The 26,356-nt window shown below is 69.2% G+C and carries 27 protein-coding genes and 1 tRNA gene; 17 read left to right on the forward strand and 11 right to left on the reverse strand.

The genetic code is table 11. The annotated features are described in order from the left end of the window. Positions 1-179: 179 nt before the first annotated feature. The 3 genes from AMYNI_RS0116015 (at position 180) to AMYNI_RS0116025 (ending at position 3,263) form a co-directional block, all read left to right on the forward strand. Positions 180-1,775 (forward strand): hypothetical protein, encoded by a 1,596-nt coding sequence (locus tag AMYNI_RS0116015; protein ID WP_020669035.1) that lies wholly within the window; start codon positions 180-182, stop codon positions 1,773-1,775. A 209-nt stretch (positions 1,776-1,984) separates the two neighbouring features. Further along, positions 1,985-2,377: an FKBP-type peptidyl-prolyl cis-trans isomerase gene (locus AMYNI_RS0116020; RefSeq protein ID WP_020669036.1), complete on the forward strand. Its 393-nt coding sequence runs from the start codon at positions 1,985-1,987 to the stop codon at positions 2,375-2,377. 7 nt (positions 2,378-2,384) lie between these two features. After that, positions 2,385-3,263 (forward strand): serine/threonine dehydratase, encoded by an 879-nt coding sequence (locus tag AMYNI_RS0116025; protein WP_020669037.1) that lies wholly within the window; start codon positions 2,385-2,387, stop codon positions 3,261-3,263. A gap of 194 nt (positions 3,264-3,457) precedes the next feature. Here AMYNI_RS0116025 and AMYNI_RS0116030 read toward each other — a convergent pair. Further along, positions 3,458-3,540 (reverse strand) — tRNA-Leu (locus tag AMYNI_RS0116030). A 128-nt stretch (positions 3,541-3,668) separates the two neighbouring features. On the opposite strand from AMYNI_RS0116030, the gene AMYNI_RS0116035 reads away from it, so the two are divergent. From AMYNI_RS0116035 to pknB, 7 genes are all read left to right on the forward strand, one after another. Then, on the forward strand, positions 3,669-4,769 hold the full coding sequence (locus AMYNI_RS0116035) for an FHA domain-containing protein (protein ID WP_026360513.1): 1,101 nt from the start codon (positions 3,669-3,671) through the stop codon (positions 4,767-4,769). 172 nt (positions 4,770-4,941) lie between these two features. Beyond that, on the forward strand, positions 4,942-5,409 hold the full coding sequence (locus AMYNI_RS0116040) for an FHA domain-containing protein FhaB/FipA (RefSeq protein ID WP_026360514.1): 468 nt from the start codon (positions 4,942-4,944) through the stop codon (positions 5,407-5,409). Further along, on the forward strand, positions 5,406-6,752 hold the full coding sequence (locus tag AMYNI_RS0116045) for a PP2C family protein-serine/threonine phosphatase (protein WP_020669040.1): 1,347 nt from the start codon (positions 5,406-5,408) through the stop codon (positions 6,750-6,752). Before AMYNI_RS0116040 ends, AMYNI_RS0116045 begins: the two co-directional genes overlap by 4 nt. After that, on the forward strand, positions 6,752-8,227 hold the full coding sequence (locus AMYNI_RS0116050) for an FtsW/RodA/SpoVE family cell cycle protein (protein ID WP_026360515.1): 1,476 nt from the start codon (positions 6,752-6,754) through the stop codon (positions 8,225-8,227). Before AMYNI_RS0116045 ends, AMYNI_RS0116050 begins: the two co-directional genes overlap by 1 nt. Further along, positions 8,227-9,696, forward strand: a complete 1,470-nt coding sequence (locus AMYNI_RS0116055; protein ID WP_020669042.1) for a peptidoglycan D,D-transpeptidase FtsI family protein — start codon at positions 8,227-8,229, stop codon at positions 9,694-9,696. The genes AMYNI_RS0116050 and AMYNI_RS0116055 overlap by 1 nt, the downstream gene beginning before the upstream one ends. A gap of 3 nt (positions 9,697-9,699) precedes the next feature. Then, entirely contained in the window at positions 9,700-11,031 is a 1,332-nt protein-coding gene (locus AMYNI_RS0116060) for a serine/threonine-protein kinase (RefSeq protein ID WP_020669043.1), read from the forward strand. Then, a complete protein-coding gene (gene pknB / locus AMYNI_RS0116065) occupies positions 11,028-13,016 on the forward strand; it encodes a Stk1 family PASTA domain-containing Ser/Thr kinase (RefSeq protein WP_020669044.1) in 1,989 nt (662 codons plus the stop codon). The genes AMYNI_RS0116060 and pknB overlap by 4 nt, the downstream gene beginning before the upstream one ends. Positions 13,017-13,467: 451 nt before the next feature. Here pknB and AMYNI_RS0116070 read toward each other — a convergent pair whose 3' ends face one another. From AMYNI_RS0116070 to AMYNI_RS0116080, 3 genes are read right to left on the reverse strand one after another with little or no spacing between them, the layout of a single operon-like run. Beyond that, the gene (locus AMYNI_RS0116070; RefSeq protein WP_020669045.1) at positions 13,468-14,109 is read right to left on the reverse strand and encodes a hypothetical protein; all 642 of its coding nucleotides are present in this window, start codon (positions 14,107-14,109) and stop codon (positions 13,468-13,470) included. Beyond that, entirely contained in the window at positions 14,106-14,939 is an 834-nt protein-coding gene (locus AMYNI_RS0116075; protein ID WP_020669046.1) for an ATP-binding cassette domain-containing protein, read from the reverse strand. Before AMYNI_RS0116075 ends, AMYNI_RS0116070 begins: the two co-directional genes overlap by 4 nt. Next, positions 14,936-15,577 (reverse strand): aminodeoxychorismate/anthranilate synthase component II, encoded by a 642-nt coding sequence (locus AMYNI_RS0116080; RefSeq protein WP_020669047.1) that lies wholly within the window; start codon positions 15,575-15,577, stop codon positions 14,936-14,938. The genes AMYNI_RS0116075 and AMYNI_RS0116080 overlap by 4 nt, the downstream gene beginning before the upstream one ends. A gap of 112 nt (positions 15,578-15,689) precedes the next feature. On the opposite strand from AMYNI_RS0116080, the gene AMYNI_RS0116085 reads away from it, so the two are divergent. Continuing rightward, on the forward strand, positions 15,690-17,015 hold the full coding sequence (locus tag AMYNI_RS0116085; RefSeq protein WP_026360517.1) for a ferredoxin--NADP reductase domain-containing protein: 1,326 nt from the start codon (positions 15,690-15,692) through the stop codon (positions 17,013-17,015). 200 nt (positions 17,016-17,215) lie between these two features. Beyond that, a complete protein-coding gene (locus AMYNI_RS0116090) occupies positions 17,216-17,608 on the forward strand; it encodes an SCO5389 family protein (protein ID WP_020669049.1) in 393 nt (130 codons plus the stop codon). Here the strand turns inward: AMYNI_RS0116090 and AMYNI_RS0116095 are convergent. The 3 genes from AMYNI_RS0116095 to AMYNI_RS0116105 are packed head-to-tail and all read right to left on the reverse strand — an operon-like array spanning position 17,577 to position 19,672. Beyond that, positions 17,577-18,617 (reverse strand): LLM class flavin-dependent oxidoreductase, encoded by a 1,041-nt coding sequence (locus AMYNI_RS0116095; RefSeq protein ID WP_020669050.1) that lies wholly within the window; start codon positions 18,615-18,617, stop codon positions 17,577-17,579. The two genes, AMYNI_RS0116090 and AMYNI_RS0116095, sit on opposite strands and share 32 nt — an antisense overlap. Then, complete coding sequence (locus AMYNI_RS49045) at positions 18,618-18,773, reverse strand: hypothetical protein (protein ID WP_020669051.1); 156 nt, start codon at positions 18,771-18,773, stop codon at positions 18,618-18,620. Further along, on the reverse strand, positions 18,773-19,672 hold the full coding sequence (locus tag AMYNI_RS0116105) for a class E sortase (RefSeq protein ID WP_020669052.1): 900 nt from the start codon (positions 19,670-19,672) through the stop codon (positions 18,773-18,775). Before AMYNI_RS0116105 ends, AMYNI_RS49045 begins: the two co-directional genes overlap by 1 nt. A 185-nt stretch (positions 19,673-19,857) precedes the next feature. On the opposite strand from AMYNI_RS0116105, the gene crgA reads away from it, so the two are divergent. Beyond that, positions 19,858-20,124, forward strand: a complete 267-nt coding sequence (gene crgA / locus AMYNI_RS0116110) for a cell division protein CrgA (RefSeq protein ID WP_020669053.1) — start codon at positions 19,858-19,860, stop codon at positions 20,122-20,124. An 85-nt stretch (positions 20,125-20,209) separates the two neighbouring features. After that, positions 20,210-20,632, forward strand: a complete 423-nt coding sequence (locus AMYNI_RS0116115) for a PH domain-containing protein (protein ID WP_020669054.1) — start codon at positions 20,210-20,212, stop codon at positions 20,630-20,632. Here AMYNI_RS0116115 and AMYNI_RS0116120 read toward each other — a convergent pair. Next, on the reverse strand, positions 20,629-21,576 hold the full coding sequence (locus tag AMYNI_RS0116120; RefSeq protein WP_051116332.1) for a rhomboid family intramembrane serine protease: 948 nt from the start codon (positions 21,574-21,576) through the stop codon (positions 20,629-20,631). The two genes, AMYNI_RS0116115 and AMYNI_RS0116120, sit on opposite strands and share 4 nt — an antisense overlap. A gap of 30 nt (positions 21,577-21,606) precedes the next feature. Beyond that, on the reverse strand, positions 21,607-22,167 hold the full coding sequence (locus AMYNI_RS0116125) for a peptidylprolyl isomerase (protein ID WP_026360520.1): 561 nt from the start codon (positions 22,165-22,167) through the stop codon (positions 21,607-21,609). A gap of 89 nt (positions 22,168-22,256) precedes the next feature. On the opposite strand from AMYNI_RS0116125, the gene AMYNI_RS0116130 reads away from it, so the two are divergent. Then, on the forward strand, positions 22,257-23,018 hold the full coding sequence (locus AMYNI_RS0116130) for a hypothetical protein (protein ID WP_020669057.1): 762 nt from the start codon (positions 22,257-22,259) through the stop codon (positions 23,016-23,018). 71 nt (positions 23,019-23,089) lie between these two features. Here the strand turns inward: AMYNI_RS0116130 and AMYNI_RS0116135 are convergent, their stop codons facing one another. Together AMYNI_RS0116135 and AMYNI_RS44670 are read right to left on the reverse strand one after the other, a co-directional pair. Continuing rightward, positions 23,090-23,542 carry a DUF6918 family protein gene (locus AMYNI_RS0116135; RefSeq protein ID WP_020669058.1) on the reverse strand — a complete coding sequence of 151 codons (453 nt, stop codon included), beginning with the start codon at positions 23,540-23,542 and terminating at the stop codon, positions 23,090-23,092. A gap of 160 nt (positions 23,543-23,702) precedes the next feature. After that, a complete protein-coding gene (locus tag AMYNI_RS44670) occupies positions 23,703-24,215 on the reverse strand; it encodes a DUF2020 domain-containing protein (RefSeq protein ID WP_051116333.1) in 513 nt (170 codons plus the stop codon). 72 nt (positions 24,216-24,287) lie between these two features. On the opposite strand from AMYNI_RS44670, the gene AMYNI_RS0116145 reads away from it, so the two are divergent. Continuing rightward, positions 24,288-24,926: a pyridoxine/pyridoxamine 5'-phosphate oxidase gene (locus tag AMYNI_RS0116145; RefSeq protein WP_020669060.1), complete on the forward strand. Its 639-nt coding sequence runs from the start codon at positions 24,288-24,290 to the stop codon at positions 24,924-24,926. 99 nt (positions 24,927-25,025) lie between these two features. Continuing rightward, entirely contained in the window at positions 25,026-26,297 is a 1,272-nt protein-coding gene (locus AMYNI_RS0116150; RefSeq protein ID WP_020669061.1) for a M14 family metallopeptidase, read from the forward strand. The last annotated feature ends 59 nt before the right edge of the window (positions 26,298-26,356 follow it).

Genomic DNA, 26,356 nt, shown 5'->3' on the forward strand with positions numbered 1-26,356 from the left:
CCTTCGCAGAAGGTGACCTGCGGCACGTTACCGACGAGTCGGATAATTGTGAATAGCTTTCGCGTTTATCGCCCTGATGGGGTAGCGGCGGTAACAGCCCGTCTTGGCCGAAACCCCGCGCGCGGCGGCTGACCAGGTAATACCCTGCTCCCCATAAGTCGTTCTAAGTTGGGGAGCCCATGAAGTTCGGGAAACATGTGCCGGTGCTGGCCGCCGTGGTGGCGGTACTCGGCACGGCCGGATGCGCCACGGCGATCAGCGGGACCGCACAACCGGCCGGAGCCGGCTCGGGTGAGCAGTCCGCGATACCGAAGCTGCCCGACCGGGACATGCAGGCGGTCACCGTGGCGCTGCGCAAGCTGGACGCCTGCCAACTGTTGGACCTCGGCGTCGCGCAGCGGCGCGGGGTGGCCGAGGCGAACACCGTGCCCACCGGCCCGCACTCCTGCCTGCTCTCCCCGGACCCGGAGTACTCGCCCGCCACCGACGGGATCGAGATCGAGGTGGGCACGCACACCGAGCAGTTCGACCGGTACCGCGGCGAGATCGCCACCGTGGGCGGCATGAAGGCCTACCAGTACCAGGACGACAGCGAGTCCCACCACGGCTGCCGCCTCGTCCTCCCGGTGAGCTTCACCAGGGGCATCACCCTGTCCTACGACGCCTACGACGACGTGGACGCCTGCCCGGTCCTCAAGGAGTACGCCGAGGGCACGGTGGCCAAGCTGCAGAACCCCGACGCGCTCACCGTGGACAACACCAAGCGGCCGTTCTCCGCCTGGGACGGCTGTTTCTTCATGGCCCAGCTGCTCGGCCCCGAGGCGGAGAAGCACACCTACGAACCCGAAGGCACCAAGGACGAGTTCAGCGGCTGCCGCGCGCAGCCGAAGCGGGTGGAAGGCCAGCCGCCCTCGGCGCAGCAGAGCCCCGAGCTCGAGGCCCACTACGACAAGTGGGACCCCTCATCGTCCGATGTGGCCCGTGACGTTGCCGGCAAGCCCGGGATCGTGAACGACTACCGCAGCAACTGCAAGCTCAGTTGGAACCACGGCGACTCCGGGGCCGGCAACGAGTGGTTCGGCTCGCTGGTCTTCGAGCTCACCGCGGCCAACTGCGACATCGCGGCGCAACTCGCCGAGAAGGTGGTGGCCACCGCCGGGCAGGCCCCGAGCGACGCGGACGCCAAGCCGCAGCGGCCGCTGCTGTACAAGGCGGACGAGAACGACAGCGGCGCACTCGGCGCCTGCGTCGACTTCGGCGCCACCGGCGGCCAGTCCGACTGCGAGCCCTTCAAGGAAGGCACCCCGGTACCGAAGGGCACCGACGAGCTGCTGGCCGCTTCCGACGAGAACCGGCACGTGCAGTGCGCGGTCTTCAAGGACACCGTGCTTGCCGTGTACGGGCCGAGCTTCCAGCCGATCACCTGGGGCGCGCACTGCTTCTTCGTGGAGCCGACGCACACCATGCTGCTCACCGTGAACGTGGACGGCGAGAACGCGCCCGGCGAGTACGGCAACCGGCCGGACCTCTACGTCGAACGCCAGGTCGTCCAGGTCGCCGGCAAGCAGACGGTCAGCTTCTACGACACCGGCAAGAAGGCGTACGACCTGTACGTCTCGCCGTACAACGACCTGAACCGCAGGGGCAACGTGCACATCCAGGCCGAGACGCTGACCGGCCGCGGGGTGGAGCGGATCGAACCGCAGCCGGACCCGGCGAAGCTGAAACTGGCCGACCAGGTGATCACCCAGGTCGTGCAGAAGTACTTCCAGTAGGCGCGGTGAGGGTTATGCACATCGGGCCGACGGGGGCCGCCCGGAGGGTGGCTCGCGGCGGCCCGATACCGGTGAGACGTGCACCCAAAGTGCACTGACGTGGGTGCATAACACTCACTTCTGAATTAGACGCAGGTCGGCGCGCGGCACGTGGCGAGGCTGCGTACCGTGCGTGCGGAGGAAAGACGACCACGTAAGTAGGAGTTTTCATGACCGTGCCCGCATCGGGTAAGCCCCAGGTCGACCGCCCCGACGGCCCGGCCCCGGCCGAGCTGGCCGTCACCGACCTCACCGTCGGCGATGGCAAGGAGGCGACCGCCGGCGACGTGGTGTCGGTGCACTACGTCGGCATCTCGTTCTCCACCGGCGAGCAGTTCGACGCGTCTTGGGACCGCGGTGAGCCGCTGCGCTTCCCGCTCGGCGGTGGCCGGGTCATCCCCGGCTGGGACCAGGGTGTTGCCGGCATGAAGGTGGGTGGCCGCCGTCAGCTGGTGATCCCGCCGCATCTGGCCTACGGCGACAGCGGCGCCGGCGACGTGATCAAGCCGGGCGAGACGCTGATCTTCGTCGTTGACCTTGTCGACGTCACAGCGGCGGGCTGAACCGGCCTTGCCGAACGAAGAGGTCACCGCGGCCGGGCGGCGGATTTCCGGGCAGGTGCGGCGTACTCCGTTGCTGCGCACCGAGTTCGCCGGGCGGCCGGTGGTGTTCAAGCTGGAGCAGTTGCAGCGCACCGGTTCGTTCAAGCTGCGCGGGGCGCTCAACGCGCTGTTGTCCGGGGAGCTGCCCGATGCCGTGGTGACCGCTTCCGGCGGGAACCACGGCATCGGGGTGGCCACCGCGGCGCGGATTCTTGGCCTGCCGGCCACGGTGTACGTGCCGGAGTCGGTGCCGGACGGCAAGGCCAAGCGGATCGAGGCGGCCGGGGCCCGGCTGGTGCGGGCCGGCGACCGCTACGCCGACGCCGCGGCGATGGCGAGGTCGGCCGCGACGACGCCGGGGGTCCGTTATCTGGAGGCGTACGACGATCCGGCGGTGATCGCCGGTCAGGGCACGGTGGCGGCGGAGATCGTGCTGGACGCTCCCGAGGTGGACGCGCTGGTGGCGTCGGTCGGGGGTGGCGGGCTGGCCGCCGGTACCGCGCTGGCCGCGGACGGCAGGAAGGTGGTGGCGGTGGAGCCGGAGGGTTGCCGTTGCCTGCACGACGCGCTGGCCGCCGGTGAGCCGGTCGACTCTCCAGTGGACTCGGTGGCCTCGTCGGCGCTGGGCGCCAGCCGGATCGGCCGCGTCCCGTTCGAAGTGCTGACCGACCACCACGTCCACTCGGTACTGGTCACCGACGATCAGATCATCGCCGCGCAGAACCTGCTCTGGGACGAGTTCCGCCTCACCGTCGAACCCGCCGCCGCGCTCCCCTTCGCCGCCTTCGTCGCCGACCTCATCCCCGCCACCAACCCCGCCCTGATCCTCTGCGGCGCCAACACCTAACCCCCCTTTGTGACCCACCCCACCCCAGCAACCAGCCAGTCAACCGACCCATCTTTCGCTGGTTCAGACCAGACGCCCCCACGCTCGCCAAGGTGCGGAGCCCGCACCGCGGGGGGTTTGGGGGGCTCGGCCCCCCAATACAATGAAGGCCAACGGGAAAGGCCCCCAGCGCCAGCTGGGGGCCTTGAACACGGTGGGCGAGGAGGGAGTTGAACCCTCACGTCCTTTCGGACACACGGACCTGAACCGTGCGCGTCTGCCATTCCGCCACTCGCCCGAGCAACTGCGACAGCTAGAGCAGCGTAGCAGGCCGCCCAGACGGGTTTTACCGGGGCCGGTGTCGAATGGTCCGCACCCAGATAGGATCGATAGCGGAAGCACACGCGTGAGGAGGAGTTGAACCCGGTGGGCCGCGTAAAGCGCTTTGATCGGCGTCTTGAGGACCTGGTGGGAAACACCTTTGCGCGGATGTTCGGTGGCAAGGTCGTCACGCAGGAAGTGGCGCAGGCGCTGGAGCGTGAGAGTGAGGACAACGTTCGTGAGCTGGCCGGTGGCAGGCTGCTCGCCCCGAATCACTACATCGTGTCGCTGGGGCAGGCGGACCATGACCAGATGGCCGGCGACGAGCGGCGGGTCACCAGAGTGCTCGCGGAGGCGGTGGCGCAACACCTCGCCGAGCACGGTTGGGACACCTATGGTGACGTCGTAGTTTCGCTCGAGCGCATCGAGGCGCTGCATACTGGACAGTTCAAGACCCGCTCGTCCGTCGATCCCGACGTCAAAGCGCATGACGCCGAGGGTTCAGGACGGTCAGCACGACCCAGCAACGCAGGAGACCCAGCAATGAGCCAGCCCCCCGGCTACGGCCAATACGACCAGGGTGACCCGTACGGCCAGCAGGGCCAGTACGGCTACGGACAGCAGGGACAACCCGGGTACGACCAGGGCGGCTATGGCGGCCAGCCGGGTTACGACCAGGGTTACGGCCAGCAGCCTGGGTACGACCAGGGCGGCTACGGCGGCCAGCCCGGCTACGACCAGGGCTACGGCCAGCAGCAGCCCGGCTACGACCAAGGCGGCTACGGCGGCCAACCGGGTTACGACCAGGGTGGCTACGGCCAGCCGCCCGCGGGTGGCGGCTACCCGCCGCAGGGCGCGCCGGACCCGTACGCGCAGCAGGGCTACGCCCCGCCGGCCGTGCAGGGCGGCAACCGGCAGCTCGCGGCCAGCCTGCAGCTCGACGACGGTTCGAACCGCACGTACTCGCTGAAGCAGGGCGGCAACGTGGTCGGCCGCGGCCAGGACGCCGACTTCCGGCTGCCGGACACCGGCGTCTCCCGCCGGCATCTGGAGATCACCTGGGACGGGCAGAGCGCGACGCTGGCCGACATCGGCTCGACGAACGGCACCACGGTCAACGGCACCCCGGTGCAGACCTGGCAGCTGGCCGACGGGGACGTGATCCGGGTGGGTCACTCGTCGCTGGTCTTCCGCACCCAGGGCTGACCCCACTGAGTCCACTGAGGCGGGGACGAGCGCGTCATCGAGGAGGCTGGGCCGGCCGAAGTACGGCCGCTGGGAAGCGTGGCTTGCCTGTGCCCCAGAATTACCCTGTGGGGGTCCCGCGGCGAACCGGCGTCGCGGGTGGGTGCGGACAAGGCGGGAGCTGACACAACAGGTGCCAGAGCTGGTCGTTCAACTCACCAGAGTGGGGTTCCTTATCCTGCTCTGGCTCTTCGTGCTGGCCGCGTTGCGCGTGGTCCGCTCCGATCTGTACGCGGCCTCCGGCTTGCGGGTCGCGCTGCCCAGCCTGCGGCGCAACAAGGAGAACAAGAAGCCCCGCCCCGGCGGGAAGACGCCGCATCAGCTGATCGTCACGCACGGCGCGCTGTCCGGGACCAGGATCGCGCTGGACGGCAGGCCGATCATGATCGGCAGGGCGGACGACTCCACGCTGGTGCTCGATGACGACTACGCGTCCACCAGGCACGCCCGCATTTCACTGCGGGGAGCAGATTGGTACGTGGAAGATCTGGGCTCGACGAACGGGACATACCTGGATCGGGCTAAGGTCACTGCACCCCTCCGAGTCCCGCTCGGTGTCCCCATCCGAATCGGCAAGACGGTGATCGAGCTTCGCCCATGACACTCGTCCTTCGCTATGCGGCCCGCAGCGACCGTGGCCTGGTGCGTTCGAACAACCAGGACTCGGTATACGCGGGCCCCCGCCTGCTCGCACTCGCCGACGGCATGGGTGGCCACGCCGCCGGTGAGGTCGCCAGCAAGGTGGTCATCGCATCCCTAGCCCCGCTCGACGACGACGAGCCAGGTGACGACCTGCTGTCGCAGCTCCGAGAGGCGGTGTCCAACGGCAACGGCGCGATCGCCGAGCTGGTGGCCAACGACCCGGACCTGGACGGCATGGGCACCACCCTGACCGCGGTGCTGTTCTCCGGCTCCCGGCTCGGCCTGGTGCACGTCGGTGACTCGCGCGCCTACCTCTACCGGGGCGGCCAGTTCGCCCAGATCACCCGCGACGACAGCTTCGTGAACGAGCTGCTGGAGCAGGGCCGGATCACCGAGGAGGAGGCGGCCACCCATCCCCAGCGTTCGCTGCTGCTCAAGGCGCTGACCGGGCACGAGGTGGAGCCGAGCCTGACCGTGCGCGAGGCCCGCGCCGGCGACCGGTACCTGATCTGCTCGGACGGCCTGTCCGGCATGGTCAGCAACGAGACGCTGGCCGAGGCGATCCAGATCCGCGACCCGCAGGACTGCGCGGACCGGATGATCGAGCTGGCGCTCAAGGGCGGTGGCACGGACAACGTCACGGTGATCATCGCCGACGTGGTGGACGTGGACTTCGGTGACGACGCGCCGATCGTCGGCGGCGCCGCCGGCGACGGCAGCGACGAGCACCACCAGGGCGACTCGCCGGCCGCCCGCGCCCGCGCGCTGACCGCGCCGCCGCCGCAGCAGCGGACCGAGCCGCAGGAGCCGCCGCCGGACCCAAAAGCCAAACGCCGTAAGCGGCTGCGCTGGCTGGTCGGCACCTTCCTGGTGCTGATCGTGCTGGCGGCGGCCGCGATCACCACTCGCTATTTCGTGCTCAGCCAGTACTACGTCGGCGAGGGCGAGAACTCCGAAGTGGTGATCTTCCGCGGCGTTCCGGGCAGCATTCTCGGTATCGAACTGCACCAGCAGGCCGAAGGTTCCTGCGTGCCCGGCGGCGCGCTGTGCGACAAGCTGCTGGTGCCGGCACTGCAGGAGGACGCCCGCACCGCGGTGCGCAACGGCGTCAAGAAGGAGAACCTCGGTGCGGCACGTGACTACATCAACCAGGTTCTGCGGTTGAAGACGCTGAAGGACTGCAAGCAGCAGCCGGGCGTGGTCGATCCCGGCTCGCCGACCGAGTCGGTCCCGCCGGAGCAGCCAGCGGGGAGGGACTGCGCGACTCCGGCTCCGGCACCGCCGCCAGTGGGCGGCGGCTGATGAGCCAGCCCCAGTCCGACCCGTTGGCCGGCCAGTACCAGACCAACCCTCCTCGCGAGGTGCCCACCAGGCGCGGCACCGAACTGGTCCTGCTGGCCTTCGCGACCGTCATCGTCACCATCGCGTTCGTACTGGTCGAGGCGAACCAGGAGCAGGAGCTCACCTCCGCGGTGATCTGGTACGGGCTGGCTTATCTGGCCATGTTCGCCGTCGCGCATCTCGCGGTGCGGCGCTGGGCGCCCTACGCGGACCCGCTGATCCTGCCCGCGGTGGCGCTGCTGAACGGCATCGGCCTGGTGATGATCTACCGGATCGACCTGGCACTGACCGAGAAGGCCGCCCAGAACGGCGACGAGTACTCGGGGGTCGCACCGACGCAGGTCGTCTACACCGCGCTGGCGCTGGTGCTGTTCCTCGGCGTGCTGATCGTGATCTCCGACCACCGCACCCTGACCCGGTACGGCTACACCTGCGGGCTGATCGGGATCATCGTGCTGGCCCTGCCCGCGGTGCTGCCGTCTTCGCTGTCGGAGGTCAACGGCGCGAAGGTGTGGATCAGGATCCCCGGAGTCGCCCAGATCCAGCCGGGTGAGTTCGCGAAGATCCTGCTCACCATTTTCTTCGCCTCGTTCCTGGTGTCCAAGCGGGACATCTTCATGAGCGCGGGGAAGAAGGTGGCCGGGATCGAGCTGCCACGCGCCCGCGACCTCGGCCCGCTGTTCATCGCGGCCGGTACCTGCCTGGCGATCCTGGTGTTCGAAAAGGACCTCGGCACGTCGCTGCTGTTCTTCGGTGTCGTGCTGATGCTGCTGTACGTGGCCACCGAGCGGGCGATCTGGGTGGTGCTCGGGCTCGGCCTGTTCATCGGCGGCTGCGTGATCGCCTACAACCTGTTCACCCACGTGCAGACCCGGGTGCAGAACTGGCTGGACCCGTTCGCCGACTTCTACGGCGACGGCTACCAGATCGTGCAGGCGCTGTTCGGCCTCGGCACCGGCGGGATGGGCGGCACCGGCCTCGGCGCGGGCAGGCCCGATCTGGTGAGCGCCTCGAACACCGACTTCATCTCCGCGGCGATCGGCGAGGAGCTCGGTTTCGTCGGCCTCGGCGCGGTGCTGATGGTCTACCTGGTGCTGGCAATGCGCGGGATGCGCAGCGCGCTGGCGGTCCGCGACACCTTCGGCAAACTGCTCGGTGGCGGCCTGTCCTTCACCATGATGCTGCAGGTGTTCGTGATCGTCGGCGGGGTCACCAAGCTGATCCCGATGACCGGTATCACCACGCCTTTCCTGTCCTACGGCGGCTCTTCGCTGCTGGCCAACTACATCCTGGTCGCGCTGCTGCTGCGGATCTCCGACGCGGCCCGCCGCCCGGCTCAGCCGTCGAAGCCGAAGCCGCAGCAGCAGGCGCCGCTGGCCGAGGCGCATACCGTGATGGTGCAGCGTCCGCCCACCGTGACCGGGGAAGGAAGCTGATGAACACGCCCCTGCGCAAGGTCGGCGTCACCATGATGGTGATGGTGCTGCTGCTGCTCGCGAACGCCACCTACATCCAGGTGGTCAAGGCGGACGACTACCGCACCGACAGCCGCAATGTGCGCATCCTCTACGACGAGTACTCCCGGCAGCGCGGCAGCCTGATCGCGCAGACCGACGGCACCGTGCTGGCCAGCGTCGAACCGTCGGACGACAAGTACAAGTTCACCCGCACCTACGCCAACGGCCCGCTGTACGCCCCGGTCACCGGCTTCTACTCGGTCCGCTACGGCGCCCGCGGCATGGAGCGCACCGAGGACGAGGTGCTCAACGGCTCGGACCCGCGGCTGTTCGTGCGCCGGCTCTCGGACATGATCACCGGCCGCGACCCGCGTGGCGGCAACGTGCAGCTCACCATCAACCCGGCGGTGCAGCAGGCCGCCTACGACCTGATGACCAAGAAGGGCTACACCGGTTCGGTGGTGGCCATGGAGCCCAAGACCGGCCGGATCCTGGCCATGGTCTCCACCCCCTCCTACGACCCGAACAAGCTCGCCTCGCACAGCAGCACCGAGCAGCAGCAGGCGTGGGAGAGCTACAACGACGACAAGGCCAAGCCGATGCTGAACCGGGCGGTGCAGGAGATCTACCCGCCGGGCTCCACGTTCAAGCTGGTCACCGCGGCGGCCGCGCTGGAGAACGGGGCCACCCCGGACACCGCGGTCAGCAACGCGCCGAACGTGAAGCTGCCGGGCACCAACACCACCCTGGAGAACTACGGCGGCGCGGCCTGCGCGGGCACCACCTTCCGGGACGCGCTGGCGCACTCCTGCAACGTGCCGTTCGCCGAGTTCGCCGGCCAGCTCGGCAAGGAGAAGCTGACCAAGACCGCGGCCAACTTCGGCATCGGCCAGTCCGACCTCGCGGTGCCACTGCCGGTGGCCCAGTCCGGCCTCGGCCAGCTGGAGTCGCAGGCCGCGCTGTACCAGAGCGGCATCGGCCAGCGCGACGTCCTGCTGACCCCGCTGCAGGACTGCCTGCTGGCCGCGACCGTGGCCAACGGCGGCATGGCGATGAAGCCGCAGCTGGTGAACTCGCTGCTCGCGCCGGACCTGCAGACCATGGAGACGGTCGACTCGGAAGAGCTCACCGGGAAGGCGGCGCTCTCCTCGAGCAACGCGGCCATCCTGCGCGACATGATGCTGGCCTCCGAGGACAACACCAAGGGCGCCGGCAAGAAGCCGGACGTCAAGATCGCCTCCAAGACCGGGACCGCGGAGCACGGCAAGGACCCCAAGAACACCGCGCCGCACGCCTGGTACACCGGGTTCGCCCCGGCCGATGACCCGAAGATCGCGGTTTCGGTGATCGTCGAGTCCGGTGGTAACCGCGGCCTGGAGGCCACCGGCGGCACGGTGGCCGCGGAGATCGGCCGCGCCGCGATCAACGCGGGTCTCGGGGGTGGGTAGCGGATGCTGTCCACGGGCCAGTTGCTCGCCGACAGGTACCGGCTGGCAGGCCGGATAGCGGTCGGCGGCATGGGTGAGGTCTGGCAGGCCAACGACACCCGGCTGGACCGCACGGTGGCGGTGAAGGTGCTCAAGGCCGAGCTGTCCGGGGACGCCGAGTTCCTGCACCGGTTCCGCACCGAGGCCCGCACCACCGCTTCGCTGAACCACCCGAACGTCGCCGGGGTGCACGACTACGGCGAGACGATCGCCGGCGAGCACTCGATCGCGTACCTGGTGATGGAGCTGGTCGAGGGCGAGCCGCTGGCCGGCATCCTGGCCCGCGAGGGCAGGCTCAACGCGGACCGCACGCTGGACATCCTGGAGCAGGCCGGGCACGCGCTGCAGGCCGCGCACGAGCGCGGGCTGGTGCACCGCGACGTGAAGCCGGGCAACATCCTGATCAGCTCGGGCGGGCAGGTGAAGCTCACCGACTTCGGCATCGCGAAGGCCGCCGACGCGGCGCCGGTGACCAGATCCGGCATGGTGATGGGCACCGCGCACTACATCGCACCGGAGCAAGCGCTCGGCGCCGACGCGGAACCGGCCAGCGACGTCTACTCGCTGGCCGTTTGCGGATACGAGTGCCTCACCGGCTACCGCCCGTTCCTGTCCGAGAACGCGGTGACCGTGGCCATGATGCACATCAGGGACATGCCGCCGCCGCTGCCGCCGGACGTACCGCCCGGTGCCCGCGCGGTGATCGAGGCGACCCTGATCAAGGACCCGCGGCAGCGCTACAACAGCGGTGGCGAGTTCGCGAACGCGGTGGCCGCCGTCCGGGCCGGGCATCCGCTGCCCACCCCGGTCGGCCTGCTCAACACGGCGTACGCTGCCGGACCGAACCAGGCGATGGCAATGCCGCCATCCGGCCCGCTGACCCCGGCCCCCGCCGCCACCGGGCCGGGTCCGGCGTCACATCCGGCGATGCACCCGGTCGCACCCCCGGGGCTGGCCCATCCGCCGGTCCAGCGGCACAAACGCGGCCATCCGGCACTGTGGGTGGTGCTCGTGGTGGTGGTCGCGGTGCTGGTGACCGCCGCGGTGCTGCTGATCCCCCGGTTGCTCCGCGACGAGGACGGCGGGCGGCCGACGGTCGGGCCGGGTGAGGCCCCGCCGGGGACCAGCCAGCCCGCCAGGGGAATCCCGGAACCGACGGCACCGAACCGAAGCACCGGGCCCTCGGTCGGCGATGAACAGGGCGAGGTCAGCCCCGACCGGCCGACGACGGAGATCAACGGACTGCAAGGCATGATGAGCACACCCTGGACGGAACGGAACGGCAACCACCGATGAGCACACCCAGACTGCTCTCAAATCGCTACGAGCTGGGCGACACGCTCGGCTACGGCGGCATGTCCGAGGTCCATCACGGTCACGACGTCCGGCTGGGGCGCGAGGTCGCGGTGAAGATCCTGCGTGCCGACCTCGCCCGTGACCCGCAGTTCCAGGAACGGTTCCGGCGCGAGGCGCAGAACGCGGCCGCGCTGAACCATCCGGCGATCGTCGCGGTGTACGACACGGGTGAGGCGCAGACCGAATACGGTCCGCTGCCCTACATCGTGATGGAGTACGTGGACGGCCGGACCCTGCGCGACATCGTCAAGACCGAGGGACCGATGTCGCAGAAGCGGGCGATGGAGGTCATGGCCGACGTCTCCGCGGCGCTGGACTTCTCGCACCGGCACGGCATCGTGCACCGCGACGTCAAGCCGGCCAACGTGATGATCACCAAGAACGGCGCGGTCAAGGTGATGGACTTCGGCATCGCCAGGGCCATCCACGACGGCCAGTCCGCGATGACGCAGACCGCGGCGGTGATAGGGACCGCGCAGTACCTGTCGCCGGAGCAGGCACGAGGCGAGAGTGTGGACGCGCGAAGCGACGTCTACGCGGCCGGCTGCGTGCTATACGAACTGGTCACCGGTGAGCCGCCGTTCACCGGTGACTCACCGGTCGCGGTGGCCTACCAGCACGTCCGGGAGGACCCGCACCCGCCGTCCACGGTGAACCCCGCGGTTTCCCCGGAGCTGGACGCGATCGTGCTGAAGGCGCTGGCCAAGGGACCGGCCAACCGCTACCAGTCGGCCGCCGAGATGCGTTCGGACATGGTCCGCGCGCTGTCCGGTCAGCGCCCGTCCGCGCCGATGGTGATGGCCGACGACGAGCGCACCCAGCTGATGGACGGCCGCCGCCAGTCCGCCGCGGAGGACTACGACGACTACGACCCCGATCAGGAGGCGGAGCAGAAACGCAAGCGCCGCAACAAGATGATCGCGGGCTTCGCGGTGCTCGGGATCGCGGTCATCGCGTTGATCATGTTCATGCTCGGCTTGTTCGACAGCAAGGACGAAACCAAGCCGATGCCGACCCTGAAGGGCCAGCAGGTGGCGGCGGCCGAGCAGATCCTGCGCGACGCCGGGCTGACCAACTACAGCAAGGAAGTCGTCCCCTGCAGCAGCAACCCGTCCGCCGGCCAGCAGACCTGCGGCCCGGACGAGATCGACAAGGTCATCTCCACCGATCCGCCGGCGACCAGCCAGGTGACCCTGACCCAGCGGATCGTGCTGAAGGTCGGCGGCAAGCCGACCCAGGTGCAGGTGCCCAGCCTGCTCGGCATGACCCGTGACCAGGCGGCGGAGGCACTGAGCAAGGTCGGCCTGACGCTGGACCCGAACGTCGAAGAGCAGGACGTCGACGACCAGAGCCAGTACGGCAAGGTGCTCGAACAGGACCGCGCCGCCGGTACCCAGGTGGACAGCGGCACCACGATCAAGATCACCGTGGGTAAGACAAAGGCGCTGATCGAGGTGCCCGACCAGCGCGGCAAGACCTACGCGGAGGCCAAGTCCGCGCTCGAGGCGCTGAAGTTCAAGGTGACCCGCAAGGACGTCGACTCGGAAAAGCCGAAGGAGCAGGTCACCGACCAGAAGCCGAACGGTGGCTCACTGGCGGAGGGAGCGCAGGTCACGCTCGAGGTGTCGAACGGCTCGAAGCAGCTGATCGACATGCCCGATCTGCGCAACATGACCGAGGACCAGGCACTGTCCGCGCTGAAGGACGCCGGCTGGAGCGGCAAGGTGAACACGCAGGCGGACAAGGTCTCCGACGACGACCTGGTGGACAAGGTGACCAGGACGGTGCCCGGCCAGGCCACCAAGATCACCAAGGACCAGACGATCACGCTGTTCATCGGGGAGAAGGACGGCAGCAGCACACCGACCACCTCCTCGGGCCTGCCATGGCCGCCCATCGGCGGTGGCGGCCGCGGCGGGAACTGAGCCACCACTTCGCCGAAGGAGGCCCCGCACCACACACAAGGTGCGGGGCCTCCTTCGTCCGCGCCGGTGCGATGGCTCACCTGAAAACGTGCCCCCTTCGGCAACGCGAACCGGGCGCCTCGCACAGTGGCCACATCGTTGTTGTCGAGCACCTCAGTGCGCGCCTCCATGCACAAGTCCGCTACTCCCAAGGCATGCAGTTCGAACACCAGCCGCTCAAGACAAGCCGAGCGCGCCCGCTCCTGCCGTCGGACCGGCACCGGCGAGCCGACGGTCACCAGATGCAGTCCCGGTAACGCGGCCACCCGCTCCTGCATCGCCGCACGAACCTCGGCCCACGTCGATGGCTCGAGTGCAACGGCGGCAAGCACATAGAAGCCACCAGACGTTTCCGCAGGTCGACGGTCGTGAGTGAAAAGTGTTGCCGGGACAACGTTTTTCACTCACGACGTCAGGTGCGGCGGACGCGGGTGTGCACGGCGGCGAAGCTGGCGGCGAGGGCCAGGAACGAGGCCAGCAGGCCGAGCAGCACGGGCACCACCGTCGAGCCGGGTTCGGTGAGGGACCGCAGCATCGGGTTCACCAGCGGTACCCAGCGGACCAGCACCACCACGGCGAGCGCGGCCAGTGCCGCCAGCACCGTCCAGCCGAGCCGCCGGATCAGCAGCCGCGAACACGGCAGCCCGATCGCGATACCGGTACCGGCGCAGGCCAGGTGCGCCAGCGCGCCGACGGTGAGGGTGCCGGGGGTACCGCCGCCGTGGGTGAGCACCGACCACAGCCCGGTCAGCGCGGTGAGCACCAGGCAGCAGCCGAACACGGTCAGCACGGTCCCGCCGAGCAGCTTCGGCCACCGGCGGGCATGGCTCAGCGTGATCAGCCGCTGCACCGGGTCCTCGGCGTCCACCAGCGCGATGGTCAGCCAGCAGGCGAACACGGTGAGCGCGCCGGCGCTGACCGCGAACTCCGGTTCGGCCGGGGCGTCGCGCTCGTTGAACAGCAGCGCGAGCACCAGCAGATAGGCCAGCGACGGGGGCAGGAAACGCTGGGAGTGGCCGAGCAGCGCGAGCTGGTACCGGAGGATCGCGATCATTTCGCCACCGGGGTGCGCACCGAAAGCACGGACCAGCCGCGGCGCAACGCCAGCAGCAGCACCGCGTCGCAGCGCTCGGCCGGCACGGTCAGCTCGCACCGGTCGTCGCCGTCGGCCACCACGACCAGTCCCGGCTCGGTGCGCCAGTCGCCGGAACCGGGGCCGCGCAACAATATCCGCGCTCGCTCCCCGGAGCCCCCGGAATCCCTATGCTCGTCGGCCGGGCCGAGCACTCCGCCGGAAAGCCGGAGCACCCGGGTCGCGTGCGCACGCGCGACCTCCGCACGGTGGTCGGTGAACACCACGCTCAGGTCCCGTTCCCTTGCCTCGGCCAGAATTTCGCCGAGTACCCCGTGCGTGTCCTTGTCCAGCCCGGACCACGGCTCGTCCAGCACCAGCAGTTCCGGCTCGGCCAGCAGCGCCTGCGCCAGCCCGACCTTCTGCGCATTTCCCTTGGACAGCTGTCGCAGCGGCGCGCCGGGCCCACCGGCCAGTGCCAGCCGCGTCAGCAGCCCGGCCGCCCGACCGTCTATTTCGGACAGCCCGCTGATCCGGCCGAGATGGCGAAGGTACGCCATCGCGCTCATCCTGGTCGCGGCCGGAAACCGGTCCGGCAGGTAGCCGACCCTCGGCCGTCCGTCGATGATGCCGGCGGACGGCTCGGACACCCCGGCCAGTATCCGCAGCAGGGTGGACTTGCCGGAGCCGTTCGTACCGATCACCCCGAGCACCTCGCCGCGGCGCAGCTCCAGGTCGATCCCGGAGAGCACCGGCTCGCCACCGGGGTAGCGCTTGCCGACCGAACGCAGGGCCAGCAAGGCCTTGCTCACGCCGCGGCGGCCTTCTGCAAAGCCGCGGTCGCCTGCTCCAGGTCGTCCACAATGGACTTATCGACCGGGTGCCCGGCGGCGGCCATCCAGTTCGCCAGCATCCGGTGCCCGCCCTCGGTGAGCACCGACTCCGGGTGGAACTGCACACCCTCGATCGGCAGCTCGCGGTGCCGCATGCCCATCACCACCCCGGACTCGGTGCGCCCGGTGACCTCGAACTCGGCCGGGATCGTGTCCGGCAGCACGGTCAACGAGTGGTAGCGGGTGGCGGTGAACGGGTCGGGCAACCCGGCCAGCACCCCGGTGCCGTTGTGCCGCACTTCGCTGGTCTTGCCGTGCAACAGCTCGTGCGCCCTGTCCACGGTGGCGCCCCAGACCGCGCCGATCGCCTGGTGGCCGAGGCAGACGCCGAGCATCGGAGTGCTTTCCCGCGCGCAGCGGCGGACCACGTCCATGCTCTGCCCGGCCCGCTCCGGAGTTCCCGGCCCCGGCGAGACCAGCACGCCGTCGAACTCGCCGACCCGCTCGAGGTCGACCACGTCGTTCCGCCACACCGTGCAGTCGGCGCCGAGCTGCGCCAGGTACTGCACCAGGTTGTAGACGAAGCTGTCGTAGTTGTCGACGACGAGTACACGCATGGCGTCACTCTACCGACTCCCAGCTGGTGGACCGTACGCCAGATCACATTTCAGGTTAGGCTAACCTTACTTTAGCCTCGAGGGTGTGACCCGTTCTCTTCGTGTGGCCATCGTGGGCGCCGGCCCGGCCGGTATCTACGCCGCCGACCTGCTCGACAAGTCCGACACTGACGTGCATATCGACCTCTTCGAGCGGATGCCGGCCCCCTTCGGGCTGATCCGCTACGGCGTGGCACCGGACCACCCGCGCATCAAGGGCATCGTGCAGGCCCTGCACAAGGTGCTGGACCGGCCGAACATCCGGCTGCTCGGCAATGTGGACTACGGCACCGACATCAAGCTGGACGACCTGCGTGAGTTCTACGACGCGGTGATCTTCTCCACCGGCGCCTCCGCGGACAGGGCGCTGGACCTGCCCGGCATCGAGCTGCCGGGCAGCCACGGCGCGGCCGACTTCGTCTCCTGGTACGACGGGCATCCGGACGTGCCGCGCGAATGGCCGCTGGACGCCACCAGCGTGGCGGTGCTCGGCGTCGGCAACGTGGCGCTGGACGTGGCCAGGATTCTGGCCAAGACCGCGGACGAGCTGCTCAGCACCGAAATCCCGCCGAACGTCTACCAGGGTTTGAAGACGAGCCCGGTCACCGACGTGCACGTGTTCGGCAGGCGCGGGCCGGCGCAGGCCAAGTTCACCCCGATGGAGCTGCGCGAGCTGGACCACTCGCCGAACGTCGAGGTGCTCGTCGACCCGGCGGACATCGAGTTCGACCAGGGTTCGATGGCCGCGATCCGCGGCTCCAAGCAGGTCGACATGGTGGTGAAGACCCTCCAGGAGTGGGCCATCCGGGAACCAGGCGGCCGGCCGCGGCGGCTGCATCTGCACTTCTTCCACTCGCCGGCCGAAGTGCTCGGTGAAGGCCGCGTCGCCGGTCTTCGCACCGAGCGGACCGAGCTGACCGGCGACGGGAACGTGCGCGGCACCGGCGAGTTCCACGACTGGGACGTGCAGGCGGTCTACCGCGCGGTCGGCTATCTGTCCTCGCACCTGCCGGAGATCCCGTTCGACCACTTCGCCGGCACCGTGCCGAACCAGGCCGGCCGGGTGCTGGACCTGGACGAGCACCAGCTGGCCGGGGTCTACGTGACCGGCTGGATCAAGCGCGGCCCGGTCGGGCTGATCGGGCACACCAAGGGCGACGCCGCGGAGACCGTGGCCAGCCTGCTCGCGGACGCGGGCACCCTGCGCGCCCCGGTGCACAACGACCGCGACGCCATCCTCGGCTTTCTCGAAGACCGGCACGTGCCGTTCACCACCTGGGCCGGCTGGGGCCTGCTGGACGAGCACGAGCGCTCGCTCGGCGCGCCGGAGGGCCGCGAACGGGTGAAGGTGGTCGAGCGCGCGGAAATGGTCCGGGTTTCCCGGGGCCCACGAGACTGAAAGACCTTCCTCCACAGTCCGGTCCGTCGGCAGACCACAGTGCCGGCGGGCCGGGCTTTTTCCCACGTTCGTGCGATCCGCCGAACACGGAGCGAAGTCACCCGCGTCCAACCCGGTAAAGACTATCGTTTTCTCTTGTCCCGATGGGCGACGGGCGAGTAGCCAATAGTGGTCAAGCACGGCCCCTTGTTGGAGGTTCGATGTCTCTCGATGTTTCGCCGGCACTGCTGGAAAAGGCCGAGCAAGGTGATGTCACCGACGCGGAGTTCGTCGCCTGCGTACGGGACTCGCTGCCGTACGCCTGGCAGGTGATCACCACGGTGATCGCGGATCTGGAGGGCTCGGTCGACGGGTTCGCCGACCACGAAACGCCACCGCCGAGCGAGGCCGAACGCGGCCAGCTGCTGCGCGCGCTGGCCTCGGACTCCATCCGCGGTGGCCTGGAGCGGCACTTCGGGGTGCGGCTCGCCTTCCAGAACTGCCACCGGGTCGGCGCCTTCCGTCTGTCCGAAGTAGACAGTGACAGGTACCGCGCGTTCGTTTCGGTCCGCGGCCAGCTGCTCAACCAGAGCCCGGAGCTGCGCGACTGCTGACCCGCTCGCGCACCGCGGGCAGCACGTCGGCGCCGATCCGCTCGATGTTCTCCAGCGTGCGCTCTCCGACGCCGGCGGCTTCCACCATCATGATCACGTGGGAGACGCCGGTGTCCCGGATCCCGGCGCACAGCCGCCGCACGCAGTCCTCGGGTGCGCCGATCGGGTGCAGCTCGCAGAGCAGGTCGGTATAGGCCACCGGATCGCGTTTCGGCCGCGGCCGCCCGTCCACCGTCACATGTGCGGCGAGCCCGTCGGCGAGCCAGCCGGGCAGTGCCGCCCGCACCTCGCGCACCGCGCCCGCCCGGTCGTCCGCCACCTGGCACAGCACGGTGGACACGTGCCGCGCGCCGGCCTGGCCGCCCGCCGCCCGGTAGGCCGCCACCGTGTCCGCCTTCTCCTGGTCGTCGGCGTGCATACCGAGCAGCATCGGCAGGCCACGGCCGGCGGCCGTCCGCACCGACGAAGAACCAGGCGACCCGCAGGCCACCAGCACCGGCGGCGTGCTCCGGCCCGGCACGTGCGGCACCATCGGCACCTCGCGGAAGGCGAACTCCGCGCCGTCCGCACCGACCCGCTCCGCGGTCATCGACCGCAGCAGCAGATCCAGCCCTTCGGCGAAACCGGTCTCGTAGCGGCCAAGCCCGGTGCCGAACACCTCCAGGTCCTGCCACGGCCCGCCGCGGCCGACCCCGAGCCGGAACCGCCCGCCGGAGACGATGTCCAGCATCGACCACTGCTCGGCCAGCGCCACCGGATGCGCGGTGGACAGCACGCTGACCGCGGTGCCGATCTCGATCGAATCGGTCCGCCCCAGCGCGTACGCGGCCAGGGTGACCGCCGACGGGCAGACGCCGTACGGCATGAAGTGGTGCTCCGCGAGCCAGACGTCGTCGAACCCGGCCAGCTCGGCTGCCCGGATCGCCGCGGTGGAGCGGCGCAGCGCGTCCGCGTCGTCCTGCCCGGGGAACCGGCCGGTGACCAGGAAGACCCCGAACCGCGGCGGCACCTACTGCACCGACACGTCGTTGAACGGCAGCTTCGGCTCCAGCCACGGGAAGACCACGAACATCAGCAGCGCCACCACGCCGAGCACCAGCACCGCCGCGAGCGCCACCTTGGCCGCCACCGGCCCCGGTAGCTTCCGCCAGATCCAGCCGTACATCAGGCCTCCCCGATCTCGCGCAGCAGATCCGGATAGCCCGAGCCCGGCGACTTCTGGAACTGGTTGACCAGCACCGAGTGGATGATCAGCCGCTCCCGGTCGGAGAACTGCGGATGGCATGTGGTCAAGGTGAGCAGGGAAGCCTGCGACGCCTTGGGCAGGGTCGCGGTGGCCCGGTACGGCACCGGCGCGACCGCGTCACCCCGGTTGGGCGCGACGATCTTCCGGCCGACGGTGTCCCCGTACAGCCCGCCGCCGGGCTGGGCCGGGTCGCGCAGCGTGCCGACCTTGGCGCACTTCGGGTCACGCCCCTTGCCGTTCGCCCAGTCGGCCAGCTCTTCGGCGTGCGGCAGCACCCGGTAGACGAAGAAGTCGGTCGAGTTCTCCACCACGATCGCGTCGCAGGAGTTCAGCAGGTCGAGGTCGTTGAACGGGGCGCCCTTGCCGACCCGGTGCCCGGCGATGCCGAAGTTGCCCGGCTCCCCCGGCAGCGCGGTGTCCTTGTAGTGGCCGGGCCCGACCTCCAGCGACGCCGGGCCGACACCCTCCTGGATGGTGAACTGGTAGTCCGCGCCGAAGCTCGGGATGTACAGCCTGGCGAAGGCCTTGCCGTCGATCAGGTCCGAGTGCAGCTCGCGGCCCCAGTCGTCGTCCAGGGTGGAGCTGGCGGCGGCTTGCTTGCCCGCGGAGAACCAGTCGGTGACGTACAGCTCGTAGGCGACGAAGAGCAGGACCACCAGCCCGGCGGTGATGAGCACCTCGCCGACGCTGCGGACGGCCAGCGTGCTGCGGCCCGGCCGCGGCTCCACCGGCTCGGCCGTAAGCGGGCCGGCGTGCTCGGCTTCCGGACCGGTGAACGTCCGTTCAGCCGGCCCTTCCGGCTGGTCGTGCGTGGTCACGCAGGCTCCCTTCGAGCGTCATCCGGTGCCCACCGTCACACTCTTGTGATCCGCTGGGCGACAAGGACGGCTCGCCCCGGTTCTTGCGCGTCCTCGATTACGTTAACGTGTTCACGAAGCACTGGTTGCGCACCCGATAGTGCCAACGACGCACAGACTCACCCGAACGTCACGCGAGGACTCTCATGCCCAAGTCGAAGGTCCGAAAGAAGACGGCGTACACCCCGCCGACCGACCGGCGCACGCCGGTGAAGGTGCGTGCCGCGGGGCCGTCCCACATTGTCTACAAGAGCGTGATGTTCGGCCTGATGCTGCTCGGGCTGCTCTGGCTGGTGGTGAACTACATCGCCGGGGAGAAGATCGGCTTCATGGCCGAGCTCGGCAACGTGAACTTCGCGATCGGCTTCGCGCTGATGATCGCCGGCCTGTTGATGACCATGAAGTGGCGCTAGATCCCCAGGTCGAGATGATTACTCCGGATGGCGGCTTGACACCAAATTACACCGGTGTGACTCATCCCCAGTGTGGATAACCCCTGTGGATAACTACCCGGCACGCTGGGCGCCGCGCCCGGCGGTGCTCGCCGTCGGCTGGCTGCTGGCCGGTTCCCTGGCGGCCGGAGCAACGATAGCGGCGCTGTCCGGCGACCTCCCCGGGGCCGTCCTGTTCGGTGCCGGGGCGGTTGTGCTAGCCGTGGCCGCCGGCTTCGGCACGCTGCTCCGGCCACGGCTCGCGGCCGGCCAGGACGGTATCCGGGTCCGCACCGTGAACGGCGTGCACGAGCTGGCCTGGCACGAGGTCCGGGTCCGGCTGGCCGGCACCCGCCGGCTCGGCCGGGACAGCTCCACCCTCGAACTGGACGCCGACGAGCGGTTCTTCGTGCTCGGCCGGCTCGACCTCGGCGAAGACCCCCGCGAAGTGCTGGACGTGCTCACCGCGCTGCGCGCCGGCCGGCTCTAGCGAGCCAGATAGCAGTTCAGCTCGGACCCGACGTACCGGCAGTACACCCCGGCCAGCTGCGCGTCGCGGTAGAGGTACAGCCCGACCAGCGCGATCAGCAGCACCACCACCGTGCCCGCCTGCCAGCCGGCGCGACCCTTCGCCGGGGCGTAGAGCATGGCCGCCATCGCCAGCACGCCCACCACCAGGCCGCCGACGTGGGCGTAGAGCGAAATACCGGGGATGGCGTAGGTGATCACCAGGTTCAGCACGATGGTGCCGATGGCGAAGCCGGGGTTGAGCTTCAGCCGCAGCACCGCGACCAGCAGGCCGCCCATCAGCCCGTAGAGCGCGCCGGAGGCACCCGCGGTCGGCCCGTTCGGGTCGCTGAACTGGTAGACGGCCACCGAGCCGCCGAGCAGCGAGACGAAGTAGACCGCGGTGAAGCGGATCTTGCCGAGCAGCAGCTCCAGGTCCCGGCCGAGCACCCACAGCGCGAACATGTTCACCGCGATGTGCAGCAGGCCGTAGTGCAGGAAACCCGAGGTGATCAGCCGCCACCACTCGCCGCCGGCGACGCCGTACGGCCACAGCACGCCGTCCTGCTGGAGCTGCGAGTTCTGGTTGTCCATCGGGCTGCCGGACTGCAGCACGGTGATCAGGTAGACCAGCACGTTCAACGCGATCAGCACCGGGGTGACGATCGGCCGTCTGGCCAGCTTGGCCCCCGCCACGGTGCGTTCGCCGTAGTCCAGCGAACGGTACTGCCGTTGCTGGGCGCGCTGTTGTTGCCGGCCAGCCTGTACGCAGTCGACGCACTGCGAACCCACGGACGCCTCGCGAAGGCAGTCCGGGCAGGCGGGCCGGCCACAGCGGACACAACTCAGGCCGGTGGCACGGTCCGGGTGCCACCAGCAGCCTGGCAGCGCTTGCTGGGGATACGGGGAGTACGGCGGTTGGCTCACTGCGACCAACCTACCCAAAAACCCCCGGGGTCAGCCTTCGCGGTTGATTTCGACCTTTTCGATCACCACGTCTTCGAGCGGCTTGTCGGCCACCCCGGTCGCCGTACGGGCGATCGAGTCCACGACGTTGCGCGACTCCTGGTCGGCCACCTCGCCGAAGATCGTGTGCTTGAAGTTCAGGTGCGTGGTCGGCGCGACCGTGATGAAGAACTGCGAGCCGTTGGTGCCGGGCCCGGCGTTCGCCATCGCGAGCAGGTACGGCTTGTTGAACTGCAGCTCCGGGTGGAACTCGTCGCCGAACTTGTAGCCGGGGCCACCGCGCCCGGTGCCGGTCGGGTCGCCGCCCTGCAGCATGAACCCGTCGATCACCCGGTGGAAGATCGAACCGTCGTAGAACGGCCCCGACGTCTCCCCCTTCGCGTTCGGCTGGGTGTAGTCCTTGCTGCCCTCGGCGAGACCGACGAAGTTGCCCACTGTCTTGGGGGCGTGGTCGGGGAAGAGGTTGAGGTGAATATCGCCCTGGTTGGTGTGCAACGTGGCCTTCAGGCCTCCACCAACGAGGGATCCGTTGCTTTCAGTCACGAGACTCATCGTGCCATCTGCGGCACGATGGGACGGAAAGGGGCACGATAGGTTACAAGCAACGAAGCAAAATCCAAACGATTGACGAGGTGAAGGCCATGACTCGGGCCGCGGATTCGGTGGGTGAGTCGGCGAAGACCGGTTTGCTCGGCCTGCGTAAACGCGCTGTCGAAGCTGGTCAGGCGGGGGCAGAGGCGGCAGCACAGGTCGCAGAGGTCGCCGAGCGGAAGCTCACTGAGGGCGCCGACGTCGCACGCAAGGAGGCCGGCAAGACCAGCCGCCGGGCTCGCAAGAAGCTGGCCCGCAAGGCCGGACACACCCGCAAGGAGCTGGCTCGCAGCTCGAAGCAGGCACGAAAGGAAGCGGCCGCCAGGGTGGAGGAGCTGAAGAAGCCCGGCCGCAAGGCGAAGAAGGCGGCCATCAAGGCGGCCAAGGCGGGCGGGCAGTCCAAGCGCCGCGGCAAGAAGGACTTCAAGAGCGCGAAGAAGGAGTTCAAGAGCGCTCTGGTGGAGGCCAAGTCCGCGGCGAAGGGCGAGCGCAAGCGCCGCAAGTGGCCGCTGGTGCTCGGCCTCGGCGCGGTCGCCGCCGGTGCCGCCTACGCCCTCCGCCCGAAGCCGCAGCCGCCGGTGGCCCCGTCGCCGCCGCGCAGCACGCCGAACTCGGCCGCGACGCCGAAACCGGCAGAGCCGGCCAAGCCCGCCGCGAAGCCGGCCGAACCGGCGAAGCCCGAGGCAAAACCGGAAGCGAAGGCCACGCCGAAGCCCCCGGCCAAGCCCGCTTCGGCGAAGCCCGAAGCCAAGCCCGCGCCGCGCAACGGCCAGCAGGCGAGCAACCCGAGCAGCACCGAGAAGAAGAACTAGCACCGACGGCAAAAGGCGGGCCGGGCAACCGATCGGTTGCCCGGCCCGCCTTCGTTCGCGGTGCGGCTAGCTCACGCGCCGGCGGCGTGCTTGTCGATCAGCTTGCCCAGCCGGGGCAGCGCCTCTTCGACGTTCTTCTTGCCGTTCGGGCGCAGCTTGCCGTAGACCTTCTTGATGCTGTCACGGCTGCTCTTGTCGGCACGCGCGTCGGTGACGCTGAGCAGCGCGTCCGCCGCCTCGTCCGAGCGGCCCGACAGGTAGTCGCCGAAGTCCGCGCCGCCCTTGGCCTTGTAGTCGGCGTGGAAGGGCTCGAGCGCGACGGTGAAGTCGTCCAGCAGGGTGTCCACCGCGGCCGGGATGATGCCCGGCTTGATCTTCTTGACCGCCGCGTAGCCAGTCTTGACCACAGCGCCGGAGACACCGCCCTTGTCGGAGACCTCTTCGTCGACCAGGGTCTGCAGATCGGTCACCACGGCCGGACGACGGCTGGAGTCGAGCAGGATTTCCTTGAGGGTTTCAGCCACGGCAATATTTCCTTTGTTGTTCGAAGTTCACGAATTTTTCGCAGCCCTGACGCGTCACCGGGGGCGGGGGACCTGAGCCGGTGCCGCGCTTGTCCTCGACGGCCGCGAGTGCCGCCAGGGTAGTACAAGATCAATTCCGCGCCGCAGCGTGCCAGCACGATCACAGACCGAGAGCGGTTATCACCTGTTTGACTACGGTACGTGCTTTCACGGTCTGCTCCTGGTTGGTCGTGGCGACCACCGCGTTGCCCTGTTTGGCCACCGCGTACACGGCACCGGCGATATCGGCACTGCCATCGGTACCGGTCGACTGGTATCCGCCTTGCCAGCCAGCGGGTTCGTCCGCGGGGTTGCTGGTGTCCACCGGCGCCACCTTGTCCACCAGCGCCTTCGCTACCGGCGCTTCGCCGACGTACACCCGCACGGTCAGCTGCAACTTCCCGTTCAGCGCATAGAAGAAGCAGGCGGGATGCGGTTCGTCCGCGGACTTGCGCACCTTCGACACCTTCTGCCCGTTGGCCCGCTCGACGAAGGTGTCGTCCAGATAGGGACAGGGCCCTGGCGCGGCGGGCTCCGGATCGGGTGGCGGCTGCGCCGCCGCCGGGGGGCTCGGTGGCGGCGCGCTCGGCTGGGAACCGGGCTCGGGCTGGGCACAGCCCGTCAACCCGGCCATTACCACGAGGCAAAGCGGGAAGAGTCGCATAACCCGCCCAGTCAACCACGACGGCTCTGCGAGGATCGCGGCATGAGTGCACTGCGTGGCTGGCCGTCGTTCCCCGGTGAGTTGCCGGAGTTCGACCCGTCCGGCGCACCGGCACGCCCGCACGAGCTGTTCCTGAGCTGGCTGGACGAAGCCGGCGCGCACGTGCTCGCCCCGCACGCCGGCACTTTGTCCACAGTGGACGAAGATGGCGCGCCGGACGCCAGGGTGGTGATCCTCAAGGACGTGGACGCCGCCGGCTGGTACGTGGCCTCCAGCGCGCTGAGCCCGAAAGGCAGGCAGCTGGCGGGCGACCCGCGGGTCGCGATGACCTTCTTCTGGCCGGGCCGTGGCCGTCAGGTCCGGATCAGGGGCACCGCCGGCCCGGTCGACCCGGCCGTGTCGGAGGCCGACTTCCGGGACCGCCCGCCTGCTTCGCGGGTGGAAGCGTTCATCGGCAGGCAGTCCGAGGTGCTCACCGACCCGGCCGAGATAGAGCTCGCCGCCGAGGAGGCCGAGCGCAAGCTGCGGGAGAACCCTGACCTGGTGCCGGACTCCTGGACGCGCTACCGGATCGAGGCCGCGGTCGTGGAGTTCTGGCAGGCCGCCCACGACCGGCGGCACGTCCGGCTGCGTTACCTCCGCGACGGGAACGGCTGGCGGCAGGACCGGCTCTGGCCCTGAGTGTTGATGTGAATAGGCACCAACGATCGTTGGGTTGTCCGTCAGCAAATCACTGACGCATTCTGGGTCGACCCTTTTCGGTAACCGTTCGGAGGCGAGATGTCCATTACCCGCCGCAGTTGGCGCGCGATAGCCGCGGCCGCCGGCCTGGCGCTGCTCGCGGCCACCGCGCCCAGTGCCGTGGCCCAGACCGACCAGCAGGTCCCGGAACGGGGGCTCTACCACGTGCGCGGCGCGGACGACGCGGCGAAACGCACCGCGGTGGCCCGCACCGGGGTGGACGTCGCCGGCACCGAAAACGGCGCGCTCACCGTGGTCGCGAACCCCGCGCAAGCCGCCACGCTGCGCGCGAACGGGTTCACCGTGGACCAGATCGGCGACTTCGACGCGCTGCTGAAGCAACGCAGTGTTGTCCCCGGCCAGGCCCGTTCCGCACAGGCCGACGAGTTTCCCTCGGGCGACGAGAAGTACCACACGTACACGGAGACCACCGCCGAGCTGAAGCAGGTCGTGGCCGATCACGGTGATATCGCGCAGCTGTCCAGCGCCGGCAAGTCCTACGAGGGCCGAGACCTCAACGTGCTCAAGATCAGCGACAACGCGGCGACCGACGAAGACGAGCCGGAGGTGCTGTTCACCTGCAACCAGCACGCCCGCGAACACCTGACCACGGAGATGTGCCTGCACATCGCGCAGCGCTTCACCGACGGCTACGCGAGCGACCCGAAGATCAAGGAGATGGTGGACGGGCGGGAGATCTACCTGATCCCGAACGTCAACCCGGACGGTTCGGAGTACGACATCTCCGGCGGCGAGTACCAGGGCTGGCGCAAGACTCGCCAGCCGGTGCCCGGCAGCAGCGAGATCGGCACCGACCCGAACCGCAACTGGGACTACCAGTGGGGCTGCTGCGGTGGTTCGAGCGACCAACCCGGGGACGAGGACTACCGCGGGCCGTCCGCGTTCTCGGAGCCGGAGACCAAGGCGGTGGCGGACTTCATCTCGTCGCGGAAGTTCACCGCGCACATCGACTTCCACACCTTCTCCGAGCTCGTGCTGTGGCCGTACGGCTTCACCGAGGACGACACCGCGGAGGGCATGACCGCGGAGGAGGCCAAGCGCTTCCAGGACGTGGGCAAGGAGATGGCCGGCACCAACGGCTACACCCCGGAGCAGTCCAGCGACCTGTACATCACCGACGGCGACGTCAACGACTGGGCCTGGGGCAAGCACAAGATCCTCAGCTACACCTTCGAGATGTACCCGAAGAGCGGCGGGATCGACGGCTTCTACCCGCCGGACGAGCAGATCGAAGAGCAGACCACCCGCAACGACCAGGCGGTGGACATCCTGCTTCGCGAGGCGGGCTGAGGCGAAGTTCGCCATAATAATTCCGTTACGGGGCCGCTCAGTCGAAAACGACCGGGCGG

The organism is Amycolatopsis nigrescens CSC17Ta-90, assembly GCF_000384315.1.
Taxonomy (GTDB): domain Bacteria; phylum Actinomycetota; class Actinomycetes; order Mycobacteriales; family Pseudonocardiaceae; genus Amycolatopsis; species Amycolatopsis nigrescens.